Origin of the sequence: Okeania hirsuta, from assembly GCF_003838195.1 — a bacterium.
Lineage (GTDB): Bacteria > Cyanobacteriota > Cyanobacteriia > Cyanobacteriales > Microcoleaceae > Okeania > Okeania hirsuta.
In genome coordinates this window covers 1-20881 of sequence record NZ_RCBY01000065.1, presented here as the reverse complement: position 1 = coordinate 20881, position 20881 = coordinate 1, and the positions used below count along the sequence as shown (strand labels likewise).

General features: G+C 36.1%; 17 protein-coding genes. 5 read left to right on the top strand and 12 right to left on the bottom strand.

Annotated elements, in window-relative coordinates:
* Nucleotides 1–35: 35 nt before the first annotated feature.
* The 4 genes from D5R40_RS13165 to D5R40_RS13150 all read right to left on the bottom strand — a co-directional run bounded on the left by D5R40_RS13165 (nt 36) and on the right by D5R40_RS13150 (nt 5034).
* Nucleotides 36–905 (bottom strand): DUF4231 domain-containing protein, encoded by an 870-nt coding sequence (locus D5R40_RS13165; protein ID WP_124146551.1) that lies wholly within the window; start codon nt 903–905, stop codon nt 36–38.
* Nucleotides 906–1427: 522 nt separating this feature from the next.
* Nucleotides 1428–2234, bottom strand: coding sequence for a pantothenate kinase (locus D5R40_RS13160; protein ID WP_240039120.1), 807 nt, complete (start codon nt 2232–2234; stop codon nt 1428–1430).
* A 333-nt stretch (nt 2235–2567) separates the two neighbouring features.
* Nucleotides 2568–3503 (bottom strand): hypothetical protein, encoded by a 936-nt coding sequence (locus tag D5R40_RS13155; protein ID WP_124146552.1) that lies wholly within the window; start codon nt 3501–3503, stop codon nt 2568–2570.
* A 28-nt stretch (nt 3504–3531) separates the two neighbouring features.
* Nucleotides 3532–5034 carry a bifunctional orotidine-5'-phosphate decarboxylase/orotate phosphoribosyltransferase gene (locus tag D5R40_RS13150; RefSeq protein WP_124146553.1) on the bottom strand — a complete coding sequence of 501 codons (1503 nt, stop codon included), beginning with the start codon at nt 5032–5034 and terminating at the stop codon, nt 3532–3534.
* 284 nt (nt 5035–5318) lie between these two features.
* Between D5R40_RS13150 and D5R40_RS13145 the strand changes: the two genes are divergently transcribed.
* The 3 genes from D5R40_RS13145 (at nt 5319) to D5R40_RS13135 (ending at nt 7319) form a co-directional block, all read left to right on the top strand.
* On the top strand, nt 5319–6107 hold the full coding sequence (locus tag D5R40_RS13145) for a sulfotransferase family protein (RefSeq protein WP_124146554.1): 789 nt from the start codon (nt 5319–5321) through the stop codon (nt 6105–6107).
* The gene (locus D5R40_RS13140) at nt 6022–6276 is read left to right on the top strand and encodes a hypothetical protein (RefSeq protein WP_124146555.1); all 255 of its coding nucleotides are present in this window, start codon (nt 6022–6024) and stop codon (nt 6274–6276) included. The genes D5R40_RS13145 and D5R40_RS13140 overlap by 86 nt, the downstream gene beginning before the upstream one ends.
* Before the next feature lie 125 nt (nt 6277–6401).
* Entirely contained in the window at nt 6402–7319 is a 918-nt protein-coding gene (locus tag D5R40_RS13135; RefSeq protein WP_124146556.1) for a sulfotransferase family protein, read from the top strand.
* Between the two features lie 358 nt (nt 7320–7677).
* On the opposite strand, the gene D5R40_RS13130 is transcribed toward D5R40_RS13135, so the two are convergent.
* The 5 genes from D5R40_RS13130 to D5R40_RS13115 all read right to left on the bottom strand — a co-directional run bounded on the left by D5R40_RS13130 (nt 7678) and on the right by D5R40_RS13115 (nt 14300).
* Nucleotides 7678–9174 (bottom strand): sulfotransferase, encoded by a 1497-nt coding sequence (locus D5R40_RS13130; RefSeq protein ID WP_124146557.1) that lies wholly within the window; start codon nt 9172–9174, stop codon nt 7678–7680.
* Complete coding sequence (locus D5R40_RS37030) at nt 9171–9347, bottom strand: hypothetical protein (protein ID WP_192901177.1); 177 nt, start codon at nt 9345–9347, stop codon at nt 9171–9173. Before D5R40_RS37030 ends, D5R40_RS13130 begins: the two co-directional genes overlap by 4 nt.
* Nucleotides 9348–9486: 139 nt before the next feature.
* Nucleotides 9487–10875, bottom strand: a complete 1389-nt coding sequence (locus D5R40_RS13125; RefSeq protein WP_124154746.1) for an arylsulfotransferase family protein — start codon at nt 10873–10875, stop codon at nt 9487–9489.
* 271 nt (nt 10876–11146) lie between these two features.
* Nucleotides 11147–11581 carry a glycosyltransferase family 32 protein gene (locus D5R40_RS42610; protein WP_124146566.1) on the bottom strand — a complete coding sequence of 145 codons (435 nt, stop codon included), beginning with the start codon at nt 11579–11581 and terminating at the stop codon, nt 11147–11149.
* A gap of 769 nt (nt 11582–12350) precedes the next feature.
* Nucleotides 12351–14300 (bottom strand): CRTAC1 family protein, encoded by a 1950-nt coding sequence (locus D5R40_RS13115; RefSeq protein ID WP_124146559.1) that lies wholly within the window; start codon nt 14298–14300, stop codon nt 12351–12353.
* 836 nt (nt 14301–15136) lie between these two features.
* Here D5R40_RS13115 and miaB point away from each other — a divergent pair.
* The gene (miaB, locus tag D5R40_RS13110) at nt 15137–16492 is read left to right on the top strand and encodes a tRNA (N6-isopentenyl adenosine(37)-C2)-methylthiotransferase MiaB (protein WP_124146560.1); all 1356 of its coding nucleotides are present in this window, start codon (nt 15137–15139) and stop codon (nt 16490–16492) included.
* Nucleotides 16493–17068: 576 nt separating this feature from the next.
* Here the strand turns inward: miaB and D5R40_RS13105 are convergent.
* Entirely contained in the window at nt 17069–17506 is a 438-nt protein-coding gene (locus D5R40_RS13105) for a hypothetical protein (RefSeq protein WP_124146561.1), read from the bottom strand.
* 554 nt (nt 17507–18060) lie between these two features.
* Here D5R40_RS13105 and D5R40_RS13100 point away from each other — a divergent pair.
* Entirely contained in the window at nt 18061–18801 is a 741-nt protein-coding gene (locus D5R40_RS13100; protein ID WP_124146562.1) for a dienelactone hydrolase family protein, read from the top strand.
* Nucleotides 18802–19078: 277 nt separating this feature from the next.
* Here D5R40_RS13100 and msrA read toward each other — a convergent pair whose 3' ends face one another.
* Together msrA and D5R40_RS13090 are read right to left on the bottom strand one after the other, a co-directional pair.
* Complete coding sequence (gene msrA / locus D5R40_RS13095) at nt 19079–19612, bottom strand: peptide-methionine (S)-S-oxide reductase MsrA (protein WP_124146563.1); 534 nt, start codon at nt 19610–19612, stop codon at nt 19079–19081.
* A gap of 499 nt (nt 19613–20111) precedes the next feature.
* Nucleotides 20112–20881, bottom strand: a 770-nt coding sequence (locus D5R40_RS13090) for a phage tail protein (RefSeq protein ID WP_205127647.1), incomplete at its 5' end; no start/stop codon positions are given.

Below are 20881 nucleotides of genomic sequence, written 5' to 3'. Positions count from 1 at the left end.
TTTGTTTCCTCCCTTAATTCTCAAAACTATATTTTTCAGGTATTCTTTGACAAGGATTTTGGTTGTTCAGCAGATAAGTTGTTTTTTTCTTCCTTTTTATCTTCTTGTTGTGGTGATTCCTGTCCTGCTACTTGTTTGAGATGAATAGTATTTACCTTGGTAATAAAATTAGCTATAGAATTTCTAGCTTTTTTGCCACGTTCAGTTGTATCTTCTACATCATAAATTCTATAAGATACATTTGCACCTAAGATAAATTTCTCCTGTTCTGCTTCTAAGAGTTCCACAACTCGATTAGCAGAAATCCAATTTTCTTGGAAAGGAAATGAAGTTACAACACTAGCAACTATAGAAGCGATCGCTGGACAAATTACAGGTAACCATTTTAACCAAGCCTGACCAGTTTCTAATTTATCAACAAGGACTAAAATGGGGGTAACTCCCGAAAAAACTATTGTGCCTAACTGCAAAATATAGTAGATATTTCTAGCTTTTTGCCTGGTCTTTTTGTAATCGTCTATTAACTCTTGAGTATAACGTAAAGCTTTTTCTACTTCTTGAGTTATCTGAATATTTTCTGGAGAATTTTCTAGTTGTAAAACATTACCGTATAAGGTTGCTTTTTTTAGTAAATCAGAATCCTTGATTGTTTTAGTGTAGTTGATTTGTAATTGCCGATTTAGGAGATACAAAAAAATAAACAGAGCAATAGAAACTACTAAAACTATCGGCAATTGAATCAGCTCTCGAAAGAAATAAACACTAATTCCTGAGCCAATAGTAGTTGCAAAAGATAGATATTCAAGTATTCTCAAAAATGATAAGATACCAGGGATCGATGGTGGAGATTTATAATTATCGGCTTTGATGTTTAACTGAGAATCAAGGGTTTCCGAACTTGTCATCTTTTGTTTATTCCTTTGATTTGATAAGTGGACTAAAATATTCTCCTGCTATTGAGAAAGTAAGGGCAATATTACCTGATAAATTATTTTACAATAAGCTGTTATATTATGTCTGAATAATTAGTTATAATAAATTTCTTAGGTGGTAAGTCGTAGGTGTAAGTTCAAGGTCGAACACTGGAAACGGAGCAGAAATTTGGGATATTCCTTCAACATCGCTTCAATAGAACATTTTTATTATACTTAATTATTCAGACATAGTATTATTCAGCAAATTACTTATATTTATTTTTACATTTTCGGCGTTGCTGATTTGAGGTATGATAGATATCATCTCCGGATAAGAGGGCGAGCAAAAAACTTTCTCCTTCTACTCCTGTTTCTTCTTCTTTGTTCCCTCCTGACTCGGTAACTTCCCCTCCTGGAAGAGGTTAGGGGTGGGTTGACTCCTAAGTAATTAAGATTAATATCATACACGCTCTTCAGCAACGCCACATTTTCAGATCTTATTCAGATCTTAAGTTAGTATATTTGATGCCAAATTTTTGCTATACCCCAAAAAATTACTTCCGGTGCATCAATGATAGTTGCACCTAACTCAGGAAAAAGTTTTGTCAAATGAGTTAATAATAAGATGCGATCGCCTCCTGTCAGCACTATTTGTCCTTCAGGAAATTCTTCTCGCCAGGCGACGATATAATCTTTTATACCTGCTAATACTGTATATATTATCCCACTTTGAATGGCTGTTGCTGTTTCTTTTGCCCACCGTGGAGGTAACTCTATCGGTATATCGACCAAAGGTAACATAGCTGTTCCTGCTATCAAAGATGATAATTGCAACCTTAACCCTGGTAAAATAGACCCCCCCACTATTTTTTTTTGGACATCAGCACCAGTAAAAGTAATTGCAGTACCAGCATCTATGACTAGCACAGGCCAACCTAACTTTGTGCCTGCACCCAAAACTGCTAAAGCTCTATCTATTCCCAAAGTAGGATAAAGTCCTTGTAGTGGGAGTTTTTCTAAAGTAATCATATCAGACCAAGGATAAGTTTCCCAAAGTACTGTTTGTTGAGGAACTACTGATGCTATTAATAAAGGCATCTGATGATTTAACTTTATATTCTGAGTTTCTAATGTATTTTTTAGTAGTTTTCTGACTACTATTTCCACATTAATATTTTCCTCAATTTCCCATTTGTGAATCCGGTCTATATCCCAGGTTTTCTGAAGTATTGCACCCACAAAATACCCCCAGTGTAACCGGGTATTTCCAATCATTAAACCGAGCCATTCTTGATTTTCATACATATATAGTAATTTCATTTGAGTTGCGTAAAAAACATGGTTGCTTTTAGGCAACAGGCAACAGGCAACAGGCAACAGGTAAGAAGGTTTGCCGAACTTTTTACTGTTAGTAAATAACTAGCTCTTGTTTGACATCTCATTTGAAAACGCTATATAAATCTGTTCAAAAATTAATAATTAATAATTACCTCTCCTTTAAAAGAAGAGGATTGACTCAAAGGAAAAATTTTCTTTATTATCCCCTTAAAAGGGGAGGCTTTAAACCACAATAATTTTTCGGTGAAAAGTCCACTTTTAATAATAAATTAAAAGCCTCCATCCCGGTGTCTCCGTGTCTCCGCGTCCCCGTGTCTATTTGTAAGGAAGTCCTACATCTAAACCAGAAGTATATATAGCAACTGCTTGGTCTTGCATATTAAAGACTATTTTTATGCCTGTATCATCAGGATTTTTCCATTCATAAGCACCCTTAATTTGATTTTCTGCTTGTGATTCATCTGATGTAACTTCTTGTTGTCTACCAAGAGTATTATTAATTTGCATTTCTCTTGCTTCTCTTGATTGTACAAAAGCTTCTGAGTCAAATTCGGGGTCTATTTCTCCCTCTGCTCCAAGAATATTTCTTATTTCTCGGTATGTCATTCCTAGCTGCAATTTTTCATATTTTTGTCGCGTAATTGAATAAACTGGTTTGGGTTGATTCCAGAAAGGATTACCAAAATTATAAGTATTCATATTTTTAGTCCGAATAGTAACCACTTTCTGATTAGAATCAAAAATTATACTCATGCTTGTACCATCAGGATTCACCCAATTATATGTAACAGTATTAGAATTAGTTAAAGGATTATCTCTTGTTGGTTGTTTTATTCCTTCACTACCAATAATTTCTCTCACTTCATCATAAGTCATCCCAACTTTAATATTTTCAAAATCTGTACTGGTAACTACAGGAGGTTCTCGATTAACTCCAAAGTTAGTCGCGTTCAAATTTTGAGCAGATAATTTAATCAGTTTATTCTCTGAATTAAATATGGCAACTATACCTGTATTATCATTATTTAACCAGCGATACGCTACGCCAAATTCGTCAATTGTCGGACTATTATATTTTGTATAAATTTCACCTTCTCTTCCCAAGATTTGTTTGACTTCTTGATAGGTCATGCCAATTTTTAAGTTTTCATAATCAGCATTGGTAATTCTATTAGCTATAGCCGGTTTAATTTGTAGATTAAAGACAGATAAAAAACTACTAATAAATATTGTCAAAAAAAACTTTTTCATTGTAATTATCTAAAATATTTCCTATATTTTAATGATGATTTTTCAGGATATAAAATTGCTCAGAATTAATCTTACTAGACTCATATAAAGTTTGAGCAATTTCTGTCAAAGTCAATACTGAATAACTCCTATATCCATTTTCTTGTAACTTATCTTTTACTCCCCGTTCATGGTCAATAAAAACAACAATATCTTCTACTTGCAATCCCACTGATTTAAGTTTATCTACTCCCTCCATTACACTATTACCGCTAATCATAATATCATCCACAACAACAATTTTTTCCCCTGATTGAAAATGCCCTTCAATTAATCGACCAGTACCATGAGCTTTTACCTCTTTCCGAGGAAATATCATCGGACGTTCTAGACGCAAAGCTAAACCTGTGGCAGTGGGCAATGAACCATAAGGAATACCTGCAATTCTATCAAATTCTAAATCTTTGAGAATTTCTGCATAAGCAGTGACAATTTTATGGAATATTTGAGGAATAGAAATGATTTTTCGTAAGTCTATATAATAAGGAAAAGTCGCCCCCGATGCTTGTACATGGTCGCCAAAAATAATACATCCAATATCGTAAAGTTGTAAGATTAAATCCCGGTGTGGTTCATGCTTTAAAAAACAAACATCTGGCAACCACAATTCACAGGTAGGACTACCTTCAACTACCTGTAGACGTTGTTCATTAATCCTATTTCTTAAGGTTTCAATTTCTTGATTAGGATTTGCTGTACCAAATAATTTTGGTGGGATTGGTAATAATAATCCTTCACCATTAATATTCAAACCAGCAGCTAAAAGTTGAGCTAATTCTTCAGGATTAGCAATATCATTTTCTTCCGCTATATCTCCCTGAATTAGTATTAATCTTTCGGGAGCAATTTTTCTGATTCTAGCTAGAATATCTGGCATTACTCCTACTTCTAAACCTAGCTGTTCGGGAGTTGCCCATCTTTGAGCTTCTTCTACTAATTTGAGATAAAGAGGTTGCCCTTGATTTGGGTATTCTTGTAACACTGCTGCAGAAGAATTTGCTGTAGCACAAAGTAGGAATACTGTTTTGCCTGGATAAAGTAAAAAAGGTGCAACTAAATCAAGACCAGTGTAAGGTGAAATTGTACAAGCATCTACTTGTAAATCTTGAAAAATAGTCCTAGCAAATACTGTACTTGTATTGAGGTCGCCGTGTTTCGCATCTAAAATAATTGGAATTTCAGCAGGAATAGTTTTTATGGTTTGCTGAAGTAGTTCTAAACCTGGTATGCCCAAAGATTGATAATAGCCTAAAGAAAATTTATAAGCACATACATATTTTTGGGTTTGAGTTATTAAAAAATGGAGCCACTCCCACCAATATTGAATTAATTCTTGATTGTCTTTTTCTGGAGGATTATCAAATAAATATTTGTTGGGAATATTTTGACGATCTGTCTCCTTAGGCAAACTTTCTAAGTCTGGGTCTAACTCCAGATAAAGTAAAGTTTGATTCTGTTCTATACTGGTTATTAATTTATCAAAAAAATTCATAATAGTTTCTTTATATCCGTTGATAATTTTTGTAATTATTGATAATTATTATAGTCATTTTAAATAGATATAGCAATCTTATTTTAATTGCGAAATATTGTCTGATTTTAGAGAATAGGGAACAGGGAAGGAAGAAAGAAAAAAATATATTATCAATATAATATGATCAGCACTATATTCTAGACTTTTAAGAAATGGTCAAATTCTCATATCTGATTTATAATTTGTGTAGTATAATTATTAAGATGTAATTCCTAAACATTAGTAATCAGAACTAAGTTACTATGGTATACCGTAAATTATTTGTAGTAGGTTGTCCTCGTTCTGGTACAAGTTGGTTGAAGAGAATGATTGGTAGTCATTCTGATGTTCTAACAGTTCCAAATGAAAGTCATGCTTATTCTATAACTTACAACAACTTTACTTATTTAAAAAATCAGAAGTTCAAAAAAAGATTGAATTCAGCCAAATGGATACTAATGTCTTATGGTTTGAAGCCTTTGTTATTTGGATTTAATTCAGAAGATTTATGGCAAGGTATTTTAAACAAGTATAAGATATATCAAAAATGTCAAGAAAACATTGGGCTTTATAATCTAGTCAGTTATGCGGAGCTAGAACAATTAATAGCAAAAGTTGGCTCAGGTTCGGAAGATGACTTAATAAAAGTTAGAACTTTAAACCAATTAATGTTCGATCGCTTTTTTGAAAATAATGGAGGTTCTGAAAAGCAGATTTTGCTAGAAAAAAAACCACAAAATTTACGTTATATTGATGTCATTTTACGGCAGTTTCCAGAAGCTAAAAGCATAGAGATTATTAGAGATGGGCGAGATGTTTGTGTTTCTTACCAAGGAAGAGCAAAAACTACACGTTGGGCAAAACAAAGTACAATAACTGTCGCTAAAATATGGAAAAAAGCAATTGAGACAAGAGAAAAAGCTAAAGCAGACCTAGAAATAAGCGATCGCATCTACTCAGTTCGTTATGAAAACCTCCGCACCGAATCTGCAAGAAGAACTGAGCAAAATTTTTTATTTTATTGGTTTAGACTACGATCGAGCTTTAATTGATAATATTATTGATGCAAAAGATATTAGTAAAGTAGAAAATAAAGGAGAAGGTAAACATATTCGCCAAGGTTCTATTAGAGAATGGCAGACTCGACTTTCAGCAGAAGACGTTGCCCTGTGGGAAGAATTTGCAGGAGATACTCTCGCTGGTTTGGGGTATAAAACTTAGGCTAAACTTAATGATTAAATAGTATTATTTAAAAGGGTGTTTGTAGCTCGAGCAGAGTAATTATAGACATTAAGACCAATTAAAAGGTTTAATAATCAAGAGTTCAATTGTGTAGGTTAAGTTTAATGACACTTCCCAACTTTATCCTTCTAGGTGCTGCAAAATCAGGGACTAGCTCTCTATGGAATTATCTGAAGCAGCATCCCCAGGTGTTTATGTCCAATCCTAAAGAACCTAATTTTTTTGTGTTTGAAGGAGCAAAATTACCTCCCTATTCAGGGCCAGAATCTCCTGAAGTTTTGCTGAAACGTTTGTACCAAAATACAATTACAGATTGGGAAAGCTATCAAACTCTATTTGATAAAGTTTCTAATGAGATGGCGATCGGAGAAGCATCTGTACGCTATCTCTATTTTCCTAAAGCACCAGAAAATATCAAAAAGTATATTCCTGATGTTAAAATGATAGTTATGTTGCGTCATCCTGTAGATCGTCTTTATTCACATTATGTGATGAATATTCGACATTTATTGGAACCTTTATCTTTAGAAGAAGCTCTTGAACGAGAAGCAGAAAGAATAAGTAATAACTGGGGTTGGGATTGGCACTATACCAAAGTAGGAATGTATTCGCAACAGATTAAACGATACTTAAATTATTTTGAACCCGAGCAACTCAAAATTCTTTTTTATGATGATTTTCGCCAAAACCCCCTAGAAGTTATCAAAGAAGTCTATCAATATCTAGGGGTAGATGATTCTTTTGTCCCTAATATTGAACGGCAAAAGAATCAAGGATATTTGCCAAAAAATAAGTTAATTCATCAATTTTTATCTACATCTAATCCACTGAAGTCTTTTTTAAAGAAAGTATTACCTAACTCTGTGTATCAGAAACTGATTAAAACTTTGAAGAAATGGAATAGTGGGGCAATTCCATCTTTACCTCTTACCTTAAGAAAGTCTCTCAATGAGGTTTTTCGAGAAGATATTACTGAACTTCAAGAAATAGTCAACAGAGAGCTATTCTGGTTAGACACATAATCTAATAGCTGATTTGTAAACAGTATATCAAGAAAGTGTGGAAATGGTAAAATGATCGTGACCCCTAAATAATTTCAATTATCATGGAATTTTATCTGTGTAGCTATTACAGAGCTTCTTAAGCATGGGAAAACCAGTAAAGGCACTCAAGATTCTACTGTCACAAATTCATAGCCTAATTCAGCAACCTCGTAATTATTTACAGCACATTCCAGGTTTATGAGGTACAGTGGCACTAGCTTTTTAAATAGTTTTTGAAGTATGGAATTAAGTTTTCATTCTTGTTGAGCAAATCTACTAGAATCGCTGTACCAAACTTACATGGAATAGGGTGTATATCAAGTCTAGATATCAAGTTCTAGTTCAGAGATTTCTCTTTCAACTGTTCGTAAATAAGATTTACTTCTTCTAAGAGCGAACTAGATACCATACTGGTATCAATATCCTTGGGTCGTGGATGGTGTATACTAGTTGCTGATGCCATTAATGTTTCTGGATGAGAACTATCTACGACCTCCGCTAATATCCTCAACCCATGTTCAGGATTTTCACAGAAAGCATCGTAGTTAAGAAAATTCAGAAAATTACTTCTCTGTGCTAAAAGATGTCTGTAACTAGCAACCCAATACTCTAACCAAAAAGCAAGAGAATCAGCCTCTTTCGACTCCCTTTTCTCAAACCAACTATCGAAGTCAACAGGACAGAGATTTTTTCCAAAATCATAGTGACCAATTGCTCGCATATAGTCTGAGGCAAAGCTATCTTCTTGATGAATACGAAGAAAGTTACGATGCTGCTTTAATAACGAGGCAGTATGATTGAATGGATCTCTGAAAGGAATTATCATAATTGAATCAGGAAATAGTTGATTCAGCAGCTTTGTTCGGGCAATATTGAGGTTATTTTTTGAAACATAACGCACCCCCTCTGCATCTACTTGCTTGCGCAGCATGATAATCTTACGCATATGACTGCGGAAAAAATCCTCAAATTCTCGATCTGTTTCATTCTCCCAAGGAATAATACGATCTTTGTGATAATGTCGCTTCCAGAATGTTTTCCATACTACTTCTTCTAATGCTTCTGGACTATCTGGGGTGACTTGCATCCCATCACCATGTGCCCTTTCTTGGGACTCAATATTCTTCTGAAAAGATTTTGAGAAACGATCCCATAGGCAAGGAATTAATACAAATGGCATATCCCGATAACAATGAGTCGCAAACTCTGGCGTACTATCAAAACATTCAAGCAATAAAGTTGTTCCTGCTCGCGGAAGTGCAGTGATAAAAACTGGTCGCTCAATGCGACAAGAGGATAGTTCTTTGGCAAACATGGAATCTTCCATATCTGCCAATGCTATCTGAGCAGTAGAAGTATTAAATGCCAGATAGTACAATGCTCGATCAAGTCCAGAAAAATTACTAGCTTGAACCTGACTTGATGCTTCACCATTAGATTGTTGCCAAGTTTTTTGGGTCTGAGAAGGTTTAACAAACAACACTACTACAGCTAGGATAGTGCTGAGAATCAAAAAGACTGGCGAAAGAAGGGTTTTAAATACAGCATCTAGAGATAGCCAACCCAACTTTTCAGCTAACCATAGTAGTCCAAGAGGTAGGATAACAGATACTATTCCACCAAAAGCAAGAATAAAAAATAATCCAAACAAATCTTTAGCATTTTTTTGTAGTAAGGATTCTTTTTCCTCTTCACTGAGCTGAGAAGAACGAATTATATCCAAAGAACGACCCCCCATGGCAGTTGTCTTTTTACTCTTTTCAACTAGCTGGAAACTTTGGACTAATATGAGGAAACCAACAACAAATAAAGTAGCACCTATCCAGTGGCTCATTGTGCCTCCTCTTTTTGACGATCATTTTCTTCTTCTTTAGATTGCTTACGTTTCCGTAGAAGTCGCTTAATGGGATACCACAAAAAGCCAAACAAAGCTGCAATAATACCTGCAACAAGGGCAAAAAAAGCACCAATGGCGGCGAGACCAGCTCCTGGTCCCACATAGGCCATGGCAGGGTGGGAGATCGTGAGAACAAGAAATAGGGAGGCCAGAAATAACTCTACAAATGTCAATACCTGTTTCATTTTTTTTATATCCAAATTGAGTTAGGGTTTCTACTTGTTAAAAACTACTTGAAATGATTTTAGCTTATTTGTCCTTGCGAAAAATTTGTTCATATTTGAGGGGCAGGCGCTGCACTTCCGAAACTATTCCTACCATTCCTTCATTAACATAGTTATAATATTGCCAGACAATTTCTCCTTCACGGTTGACCTCAAATGCTCTACCATTTACACAGTCTGTAATCAGAACATTCCCGTTGGGTAGCCACTGGTTTTTGCCACAGACTTCTGTAAAAAAAGGCGTATCTTTAGTACCTTCAAAAAAGACCTCCACTTCATTTTCTGGAGCTGATATAAGCAAGATACGACTTTGAGGATTTGCTGATTTTGGCGCACTGTTATTGTTATCAAAGACTGAAAAAGTGTTACCGTCAATAAAATCGGGATCGTGTTGTCTGACAAACAAACCTGTGCTAACAAACTTAATCTTTTCAGTTTCTTTATTGAAAACAAAGACTGTATTGATATTTCTTGGAGAGACCATAATATCCCCACGCTTAAAGAAACCTTCCTCAAGATCGGACGGAAATGGCTTGACATCATTGGCATGGAGTACATCAGCATCACCTCCTACTATTGTTTCCCAGTTCTTGAGGGTTCCTAGGTTAAGCAGTCCTAAATAACCGTTTTGGCGCAGGATTTCTGGAATTGACCACTCATTTAAGATTTTACCATCTGGGGATACTTCTATAATTGTATATTCCCAAATAGGAGGTTTACGATTCGGAAAACGAGAAATCGCTTCAACGTCATCTTTTTCATGAAACTTTTGCCCTGAAACCCAAAGATTTCCGTCATCATGTAAGTGAACAGAGTGGTGAGTTGAGTAAGGTAGCGACCATACTACATCTCCATTTACATCTAAACGAACTAGACCAAGTTCGGAAAAGTTGAACACAATATCTCCATTTTCCATCATGACTATTCCATGAATTGTCGTGCCTGGTCTGGATTTAGGAATCTTTCGTTCGGGAAGGTATTCAAGATTAGGCAGGATTCTTTTCCAGTCAGCATCCCATTCATGGAGTATATTGCCATCCATGTCAAGGATCTGTATTAATAGTTTGGTGTTTTTGTCTGAAAAACCGGTGAGTAAATTTAAACCTGGGTAAGCCTTGTTGGTATTAAGAATTGCTTGTGGGTATGGACTATCCAAACGCTTTAAATACCAAGGTAGCTCAATTTTGGTATCTTCACGAAATTGTTTGAGACCTTTTTCCGCAACAGAAGTTACTTTATTAATGACTTTATAGGGGAAAACCCTATATTTACCAACAGCTACTCCATAGGCAAACACAAGAAAGATCAGGGAAATACAGAACATAATTAGTCCAAATCTGTCTTGCTCTTGAGAGTCTTGTTCTTTTTCTCTAAGTTGAAGGTTATTTTTCATCATTTTTTTATATAGTTCCAAAAGTTCTCGATCTGAATTTATTAAATTAGCAAATATGAAGTGAAAAATAAAATAGGGATAAACTTTAAAAATTTTCCTGACAATCCATGAAGACCAAAATCTAGTTGTTTTATATTTCCTATTAAAAAATAACTGCAAAAACTTAAGTCTTTTTTTCGCTATTAGACTTGTCGCTTTATAATTTTAAAAAATCCCAAAAGCCTTGTTATGTAAGGATTGTAGCTATGAGATATCAAAAATACTTAGAATTATTGCTCTGTCTAGGTTAGAGTTATTTTTTCTCTTTATTTAGCGACAACTCTATTGTTGTACCACTATGGTAAAACTCATGATCACGATAAAAAGAAGTTAACTTTTGATTAATTTTTACAATGATAGGATTAGACTTTTCTGCAGCTAAAAACCAAGTAAAAATCCATCCGTATCCTTTTGTTTTGTAAACAAAGGCAAAAAAGCCAGCTTGAGTATAGTCTCCTAACCATTTGTCTAGCGGGACTCGGCAGAGGCTAGTTGCGTCAGCCCAAACCCCTCCATATTTTGAGAGTAATTCAAGTCTAACTAGGTCAGATTGTTTAGTTTTAGGGAATTGGCATAATTTTTCTTCCGGTACAGAAAAAGTGATATGGTCTTTTGAATTGTTTTCCTCTAGAAAAATAACCTCCCACTCAGGGTTATACTGTTTCCAAGATTCATAACACTTTCTAATGGGACTTACACAAAATAGTAGCGGAAAATAGGCTCAAATATGGACAGGTAGAGGTTTTTACGTCAAAAAGGTATAAATTCTTTATTACCAAGGGTTTTAGCCATTTTTAGGGCATTGACGTAATTCCCTTGTTTAGGCTGACTTTCAAGCCGTTTTTCTGCCAGAAAATGTCTAAGTACCACTAACAAGCAATGGTGCTTGTGAAAACCCCTGATACCATAAAAACCAGATTTTTTTCGGTATAGTCCTTCTTTCTCTCCAATCAGGCTAGTTTGTGCAAATAATCACCATCACTTGCAAATAAAATTACTTGATTTTCAGTAAGTTCAATACTTGTGCTTGACTAGACTATAAAAGCATTAGTATCTCAATACTACAAATAAAATAGTAAAATAGCAAGGGTTTATTCATAACTTCACTGAATCTTTAAAAAACACGCATAAATCCTGCTCAACTTTACATAATTTTCATAAAAAATCTCTTTAATACCATAAATATTTCCTCAAGGTCAACTATTTATGTGTAACTTTACTGAATCTTTAATTTATCAGGAGTTACGCATTTTTCTGATCGAAACACTATATATAACGTAGTGTTATAATTATAATCTACTATATCTAGTATATTTGCGTAATTCCTGTTTGATAATTACATAGGCATTTTGTTAATCTAAGTACAGGACAAAAATTGAAGAGCGTGGCAAAAATCAGAATAAAAGCTACTGAACCAGTCATTGAGTCTTCTTGAGATTCTCTTGATAAATCAGCTCTTAAGCTTTCTCAATAACTAACAATTGATCTGGGTTAGGATTTTGAATTTCCTGATTTTGACCATCAGGCCAAATAACTTGAATCGAATCAATTTTATCTTGTTTTCCTAAACCAAAGTAAAGACGATAATGACCTTGCGATCGCCACGATCCTTCTGACTGTCCAACTTCTTGAAATTGTGTTCCATTTGCTGTAATCACTTTAACTTTAGCACCGATAGCAACTGAATTTCCTGGTGCGCCCTTTAATTCTATTTCTAACCAATGGTTATCATTTCCTGGATTACGATACAGCAAAACCCTAGACTTACTATATTTAGCTAATTCCGTAATATCCTTGTCTTTTCTTTGTCGCTTTTCCCAATCAGGCATTTTTGTTGATTTACCCATTAATAAATCGCGATCACCGTCATTGTCTACATCAAACCAAGTACAGTAAGCATATCCCCCAAATGTTTTTGGTGAACTAACCTCTAGTAAGTTGATTTTTTTAAATCTGCGATCTGGTTGTTGGCGGTAAATTCCGTAGCGTAAGGTATGTAAGTCTATCAACCCATCATTATCATAATCAACCCAGTTAGCTGCAAATGCTTTCTTTGGTAGTCCAACTGATTCTGGATCTGTAGCTTGATATTTACCATCCACATTGGTAAATAATATACTTTCTCTTCTGGAAGCTGAGAATAGGTCTAAATCTCCATCTCCATCATAATCAGCGATCGCCAATTGATTTACTAAACCCTTCTGTTCCCCTAAATTTTCTGCAACAAAATTTCCTGATTCATTTCTGTAGAGCCAAAAAGTTGTTTCATCAGCCCAAAATAAATCCATATCCAGATCGTTATCTATATCTAACCAAGTAAACCAACCCATATCTTTGAACCCTAAATTTTTTTCATCAGCAACATTAATAAAACGACCTTCAGGGGTTTGGCGATAGAGTTGATTAGGATATCTAGAATTAGGTGGCAACTTCCGTCCACACATAGTATAAAGGTCTAAAAGATTATCGCGGTCAAAATCAACCCAAGCCACTTGTCGTGCAGCACATCCCGCTTTGGCTAAACCTACTTTCTCTCCAATATCTTCAAAACCAGAACTTTGTTGCAACATTAATTCATCTTTAGCATTAGGAGATAGTTCCGACATTTTGCCTTGCATTCCTCCTCGAACAATAGCTATATCAATATTTCCATCATTGTTATAATCATTCCAAGCCATACCATGTCGATCCATGTGAGGTAAGGCATTAATAGGTGGTAGAGCAAAATCAATGGAAGTAGCAGATTGAAAACGAGAACCCAGGTAAATATTTTTGATATCTGCTCTGGGATTTAACCTAAATAGGGGTGGAAAAAAAGGATAAAATGCTGGAAACTTGATAGATAATCTGCCATTTCCTTTAACATTAAATCTTACTACCTGAACCTTATCAATTCCTGCTGATAGAGCATTTGTTTTTCTAATGTTTGTTGATATTTGGTCTGATTCGGTAGAGGTTGCTAAGAGAGGGACAATTACCAAACCTTCTAAATTCTCTGGATTAGTCAGACCTTGGGCAGCTATTATTAATTCATAATTATGCCAATAAATATACAATCCTGGTTCTGTCTTATTTGCCAAAGGATCAGGAACTGGTGTGTCTGTAGCTTCATAGTTTTGGGGCAAACCTAACTCCGAAAGCCCATCTTTGAAATCTTCTCCTTGTTGATTAATTAAGAATATTTGAGGACCATTGTGATTCGTAGAAAATATATCTAAAAAGGTATCTTGATTAAAATCAGCTACACCTAAATCAAATAGTGAGTAAGCGGGACTGATTTCTTCCTGTATGAAACCAGAATTAGCATTTAATGGATATTTATTTTTATCCTGTGGCCTCAATAAAACCACCAATAAGGAAATCAATATAATTCCTACAAATATGAAAATATTACGTTTCATTTTCATGGCATTCAATTAGTGTTGTTCAAGAGATATTATTTATTAATAGGAAAAATGGTAGAAGCATCCATTAAGTTCAAGAGCTATTCCTTTTAATACATTAGTTTATTGCCCCCAATAACTGACTGAATTTTTACCGAATCATTAATAATTAATAATTATTAATTAAATAATTCAGCTTACTCTGCCTCCCCTTTCAAGGGGAAAAAGTGGTCGTTTGCGGAGCATGACCTGAGGATGGGATAGCTAGGTCTCCCGCTCTTGACAGAGCCGCTCCGAAGTGCGCCATATCCAATCGACCAAGAGAAAAGTGCTAGGATATTTCCTTATCTTCAATTCCGTAACGGTTAAAACCCGAAGTAATTATCAATTGTCCATTATCCATTAATGAAATACTCAATTTCTTGAGATTTTGTTTCGGCTAAATGTCTTCTAGCCAACTAATTGAGATTTTTATTATTGGCTAGTGTATGTTGAATATATCTTCTGTGTTCATAAATATTTTCACCATTTAGACCTAAATTATAAACTGGTGATCGAGATTATAGGGATAGATACTTGGAGTTTAAGAGCTGATTTTTCTAATACTTAATGCCAAGAATTGACGAATAAAAATTTATCCAGGGGGGATAATTATCTTGAGAGATATCTCCTAGGAGACTTTTGACGATTTGAGAAAAGTTTGATATCTTTAAATATGTAATATTTTAATTGTTTTAACGGTTTCTAGTTTATCATATTTGTTTGGATATTTTTTTCTAGATTTTTCCTAAAATTCAATCTAACAATTCTCATATATTATCCATACTACTCTAATTCTAATTTAATAACCTTAATTTACCATGACTAAAACACCCCGTCGCTATCATATTACCACTTTCGGCTGTCAAATGAACAAAGCCGACTCCGAACGCATGGCAGGTATCCTAGATAATATGGGCCTCATCTCGTCAGAAGACCCCAACGATGCCAACATCATTCTATACAATACTTGCACCATTCGTGACAATGCCGAGCATAAAGTCTACTCTTATCTAGGTAGACAAGCAAAACGCAAACACAAACAACCAGACCTCACTCTCATTGTTGCTGGATGTGTTGCTCAACAAGAAGGGGAAGCACTCCTGCGACGAGTACCCGAACTAGACTTAGTTATGGGACCTCAACACGCTAACCGCTTGCAAGACTTATTGGAACAAGTATTCAATGGCAACCAAGTAGTTGCTACTGAACCTATTCACATTGTGGAAGATATCACTAAACCCAGACGGGATAGCAAAGTCACTGCTTGGGTAAATATAATTTATGGTTGCAACGAACACTGCACCTATTGTGTTGTTCCCAGTGTACGGGGTGCAGAGCAGTCTCGCTATCCTGAAGCTATTCGCGCTGAAATGGAAGAGTTAGGGCGACAAGGTTATCCAGAAATAACATTGTTAGGGCAAAATATTGATGCTTATGGACGCGACTTACCGGGAGTGACAGCAGAAGGACGCAATAAACACACATTCACAGATTTACTTTACTATGTGCATGATGTACAAGGTGTTGAACGTATTCGCTTTGCCACAAGTCACCCCCGCTATTTCACAGAACGTTTAATTAGAGCGTGTGCTGAATTGCCCAAGGTTTGCGAACATTTTCATATTCCCTTTCAGTCTGGAGATAATGAATTATTGAAGGCGATGGCAAGAGGTTACACCCATGAGAAATATCGCCGGATTATTGATAAAATTCGCGAACTGATGCCAGATGCTTCTATTAGTGCTGACGCAATAGTAGGTTTTCCTGGAGAAACGGAAGCACAGTTTGAGAATACGCTAAAGTTGGTTGAGGATATTGGGTTCGATCTGTTGAATACTGCTGCTTATTCTCCTAGACCAGGTACTCCAGCAGCTTTATGGGAAAATCAAGTGAGTGAGGAGGTGAAAGCAGATAGACTACAACGGTTGAATCATTTGGTGGGAGTGAAAGCAGCAGAGCGATCGCTTCGTTATATGGGTCGTACTGAAGAAATTTTGGTTGAAGATACTAACCAAAAAAATGCTGCTCAAGTTATGGGTCGTACCCGTGGCAACCGTCTGACATTTTTTGAGGGGGATATTAATGAATTGAAGGGTAAGTTAGTACAGGTGAAAATTACTGAAGTACGTCCTTTTAGTTTGACAGGAGAAGTCAAGCAGTTAGTGATGGTTTAACAGTTGTAAGGATGGGTTGAGTGAATAGGTAAACAGTTACAGCATATTTCGGACAAATGATGTACAAGTTTTAATAGTAAAACTCTTGTGGTGCAGGCATCTTGCCCGCTAAATATGTACCCGCTAAATATGTACCTCACAAAATCGGGAAGTGCTGTATCATATCAAATCTGGTTGAATACTTATTATATAGTTGGGTGAGATTGAAGTGTGGATAGAATGATAAACATATACTGTATAACCGGATTCTATATCAGTTATTACAATGAGATATCCCAAAGGAAAGAAGACCGGAGTCTACAGACCTGCCATCAAGGCAAACTACGCGCTTTCCCACCAGAAGTGTCGGGGTCTGAAACGAAACTGTTAAAAATATTAACTGATGACTGATAAGTTACACCCAGATAACTTGCTAAATTTTTAGAGACAGAAATATTCTATTTAATTCAGTAATTTACCCTTTGATTAAGAGTAATATTTAACTAAATAATGAAATTTTATGAACTACAAACAATGCTATAATAACTCAGAGGTAATTGTGAAAATATCTCTTCTTTGATCAAGGAATTGGTAAATTTACTGTCCTCTGTAAGTTACTTGTTCTTTCCTAACAACCATTCCGTTTATAGCCATACTAAAATGACTATTGTCTATCATAAAAGTTTTACTTCCATCAATAGCTAAATATCCTTGTTCAGCAGTAACAGGTAATTCTAAAAGTTTATTAGGATTTGATTTAGCACCAGCTACTAAAGTTAATTGACCATTACCACTACGACAAATATTAGCAAAATAATTTTTAGATTCAAAGTATTTTATTTCAGACCAATTTTCTCCTTTTTTTTGGCAAATACGCCACTCTTCACGGGATGCTTGAGCAAGTAATATAGATTTGTTGTCAATTTTTTTTGGGTTAGAAGCTAAAACTTTAGATGAAGAAGTTAATAAAGCAAATGTACCAAGTGTAAATAGTCCTAATTGAAAAAATTTTTGATTGATTTTAAGTAAATTCACGGCAAGTTCCTTGAAATATAAATTAGTATTGAAAATTTATAGCTTCATCACAATGAATTATTACTTTCATTGCTGTTTAACTTTGTTAACACTATTGTTAACTAAAAATCAGCAAAAATCAACCTAGAAAATACTGAATTTTTCCGAACAATTGTTTGAGAATAAATTATCGCAAAAGTAGCTCCTTGAAGAAGGAGACAGGAGACAGGAGACAGGAGGAAAATTACATGGGGATTCGCTCCCCCAAGTAATGCGTGAACACCCCCGTTGACGGTGGGGTATTAAACCCACAAAGAAAATGATAAAATCACTTATATTTTAATGTTTAAGGAATATAAGCCTTCAAAGTATAGATGTTACAGCAGATTCCAAGTATATGAAGTACAAATATTAATGATCAAACTTTTGTAGTGCGGACATCTTGCCCGCCACAGCGATACCTCACTGAGATGAAATCCGCTGTATCAAGTCAGTATCCCCTATAAATTACGTAATTTTGCTAAAGTTAAGCTGTATTGTAGAAAAATTCCTCAAGACAATAATGGAGATAAAAGGTGCAAATTACTAAACGTAACATCGAGTTAAAAGTTGATGATAGTTTAATGCGTGTATATGTAGCAACTCCTAAACCGGAAGGAGTTTATCCAGGTATTGTATTCTACAGTGATATTTATCAATTGGGAAGTCCGATAATTCGTCTAGCTAATTATTTAGCTGGTTATGGTTATGTAGTAGCTGCCCCAGAAATTTTTCATCGTACTGAACCAGTGGGTCTAGTCATTGAGCCAGATGACCTGGGGCGAATGCGGGGTAATGACAATGCACGTCGAACTAAAATAGCTGAATATGATGCGGATACCAGAGCTGCGATCAAATTTCTTAAAGCAGAAAGTTCAGTTGCTGAGGATAAAATAGGTGCTATGGGTTTTTGTATTGGTGGGCATTTAGCATTTCGGGCTGCTTTTGAGAAAGAGATCAAAGCCACTGTTTGTTGTTACCCGACTGGTGTTCCCAGTGGCAAGTTAGGTAAGGGAGTCGCTGATACAATTAAACGAGTGAATGAAATTCAAGGTGAGATAATGATAGTATTCGGCACTCAAGACCGTCATACACCAGAAGGCGATCGCCAAACCGTAGCTCAAGCTTTGGAACAAGCGAGTATAGCTCATCAAATTTTCTTATATGAAGCGGAACATACTTTTATGCGTGATGACGGTTATCGTTATGACTCCGCTGCAACTACTTCAGCTTGGTCTCAAATAATACCTTTCTTTAATCGTGTGTTTGAAAATTAATCAAAGAAAACACTATTTTAGTTAATTAATGATAATTGGCGTTGCTGAATCAAGCTATGAAACCTCAATTTGGCAAAATCTAAAATCCTTTTAAGTTAATAGTTAAGTGATTCGCGTGCGCGATCCGTCCCGAAATTGCTATTAAAGAAAATCATAGCAACGCATCAGCAACGCCCCATAATTTAGTATATCTTGGGTAAAACACAGTGAAACAGAAAGTTCACTTTTCCCCAGCTACGATCGCCAAACCTATTCTTAGTAAGAATACGAGAACTCTTTATGCAGATACCTTATCTGGGAAATATTTCTTGAGTTTTTGCAACTTTGGAGGAATGGAAAATGCACAATAAGGTTGATTAGGATTCTTGTTAAAATAGTTTTGATGGTACTCCTCAGCTCTATAATATTCCTTCAAATCAACCACTTCAGTAACGATCGGACTATTAAACGTGCCATTATTATCCAAAGTCGAAATAACTTCTTGAGCAATATCTTTTTGTTCTTGGGAGTGACACATAATAATTGAACGATACTGAGTACCAACATCATTCCCCTGTCTGTTAAGTGTTGTGGGGTCGTGAGTCACAAAAAATATTTCTAATATTTCACGCAGTGATATTTTCTCAGAGTCAAAAGTGACTTTTACTACCTCAGCATGGCCTGTTTTTCCAGAACATATAGATCTATAGTCAGGATTCTTAGTATTTCCTCCAGCATAACCAGATTCTGCCTCTTTAACCCCTGCTACAGAAAGAAAGACGGATTCTACACACCAGAAACATCCACCACCCAATACAATTGTATCTAACATTAATTTTTCCCTCCAAATTTTGGCTTGAATTTCCATCAAATATTAATTGTAAACTGATTAGGGCATAGCAATTTTGAGTTCAAATCAGTTAATTCAGATTTTAAATTTTTACTCAAAAAAAACCTTGCAGGTTTCTAATACCTACAAGGTCTTTTTTTATTTGTTTATGAGAATTGACTATTGACATCCTCCCGACGTTGTGCATGGCGCGACAAGGCGGGATTCCTAAACCTCGCGACTCAGGACTTTCTGCTTCGCTCCGCACCTGCCTCCGAGGCCTTTCCCTCTTTCTGGTCTAAAGGCGCGCTCCACAGACGCTCCACTGCTAGCCCAGCAGCCTAATTCTATTTAGAATAGCATACCCTTGGAAGAACCGCTCTTATTGATTGGTTGTCCCATGCGACGCTCCCCTAATAGCTGCCGCTAGGCTCCGCCAACGGGAGAGCGCGGGTCTTCAACCAACGTTGAGATAAAATTCAACTGTCAAGTCTCAAACACATTAATTTGTAACTGGAACGAATATGGATGGTGCCTCTGCTGGTGTCTCTTCTGGTGCCTCTCCTGCAAAAGGAATTGACTCTCCAGTAGAAAGCTCTTCATTTTGTATCATGTCATTTACACGAAGTGCTTCTAGTTGCAATGCCTGCAATTGTTGGAGCAATGTTACATCGTTAGTTGGAAGATCTGTGAGGCCTACAGTATCCCCTGTATTCGTTACAACATCTCCGAATACCGTGTTAGCAGGTACTATATTGCCATTTCCTAAATCCACTAACAGTGTAGGACCGCCGGCTGCAGGAACAGCTTCTACACTTGTAGGTCGGCCAACAGGACTAACACCTACGAGATTTGGAAGAGCAAAGTTAGTGACTCCATCACCACCATATAAAGTTCCTAATACCCGGAATAGAGATTCATTTCCAGCGATGGGTAATAACTGACCCTCAAGAGATAAGAATCCTGGAGGAGCTGCAGTACCAGCAAACAAAACTACTTCTCCAGGGAAGAATCCTGCAGGAGCATCTTCTGTTGCAATGATATAAGCCAGTGGTGGACCTACTTGAGCGGATAGACCAGGAAGGCCAGGAGCACCTGCTGGACCTACTGGACCTACTGGACCCACTGGACCAGGAGCACCATCTAATCCTGGAGTTCCTGGTATACCTGCCGGACCGACTGGACCTGCTGGACCTACTGGACCGACTGGACCTGCTGGACCTGCGAGACCAGGAGCACCATCTAATCCTGGAGTTCCTGGTACACCTGCCG

What these genes read in the sequence shown, in the direction of transcription:
- D5R40_RS13135 (WP_124146556.1), top strand. Translation starts at nt 6,402, where the DNA reads ATGACACTTCCCAACTTTATCCTTCTAGGTGCTGCAAAATCAGGGACT.
- D5R40_RS13140 (WP_124146555.1), top strand. Translation starts at nt 6,022, where the DNA reads ATGAAAACCTCCGCACCGAATCTGCAAGAAGAACTGAGCAAAATTTTT.
- D5R40_RS13145 (WP_124146554.1), top strand. Translation starts at nt 5,319, where the DNA reads ATGGTATACCGTAAATTATTTGTAGTAGGTTGTCCTCGTTCTGGTACA.
- D5R40_RS37030 (WP_192901177.1), bottom strand. Translation starts at nt 9,347, where the DNA reads ATGGCCTATGTGGGACCAGGAGCTGGTCTCGCCGCCATTGGTGCTTTT.
- D5R40_RS13165 (WP_124146551.1), bottom strand. Translation starts at nt 905, where the DNA reads ATGACAAGTTCGGAAACCCTTGATTCTCAGTTAAACATCAAAGCCGAT.
- D5R40_RS13160 (WP_240039120.1), bottom strand. Translation starts at nt 2,234, where the DNA reads ATGAAATTACTATATATGTATGAAAATCAAGAATGGCTCGGTTTAATG.
- miaB (WP_124146560.1), top strand. Translation starts at nt 15,137, where the DNA reads ATGACTAAAACACCCCGTCGCTATCATATTACCACTTTCGGCTGTCAA.
- D5R40_RS13150 (WP_124146553.1), bottom strand. Translation starts at nt 5,034, where the DNA reads ATGAATTTTTTTGATAAATTAATAACCAGTATAGAACAGAATCAAACT.
- D5R40_RS13155 (WP_124146552.1), bottom strand. Translation starts at nt 3,503, where the DNA reads ATGAAAAAGTTTTTTTTGACAATATTTATTAGTAGTTTTTTATCTGTC.
- D5R40_RS13130 (WP_124146557.1), bottom strand. Translation starts at nt 9,174, where the DNA reads ATGAGCCACTGGATAGGTGCTACTTTATTTGTTGTTGGTTTCCTCATA.
- D5R40_RS13115 (WP_124146559.1), bottom strand. Translation starts at nt 14,300, where the DNA reads ATGAAAATGAAACGTAATATTTTCATATTTGTAGGAATTATATTGATT.
- msrA (WP_124146563.1), bottom strand. Translation starts at nt 19,612, where the DNA reads ATGTTAGATACAATTGTATTGGGTGGTGGATGTTTCTGGTGTGTAGAA.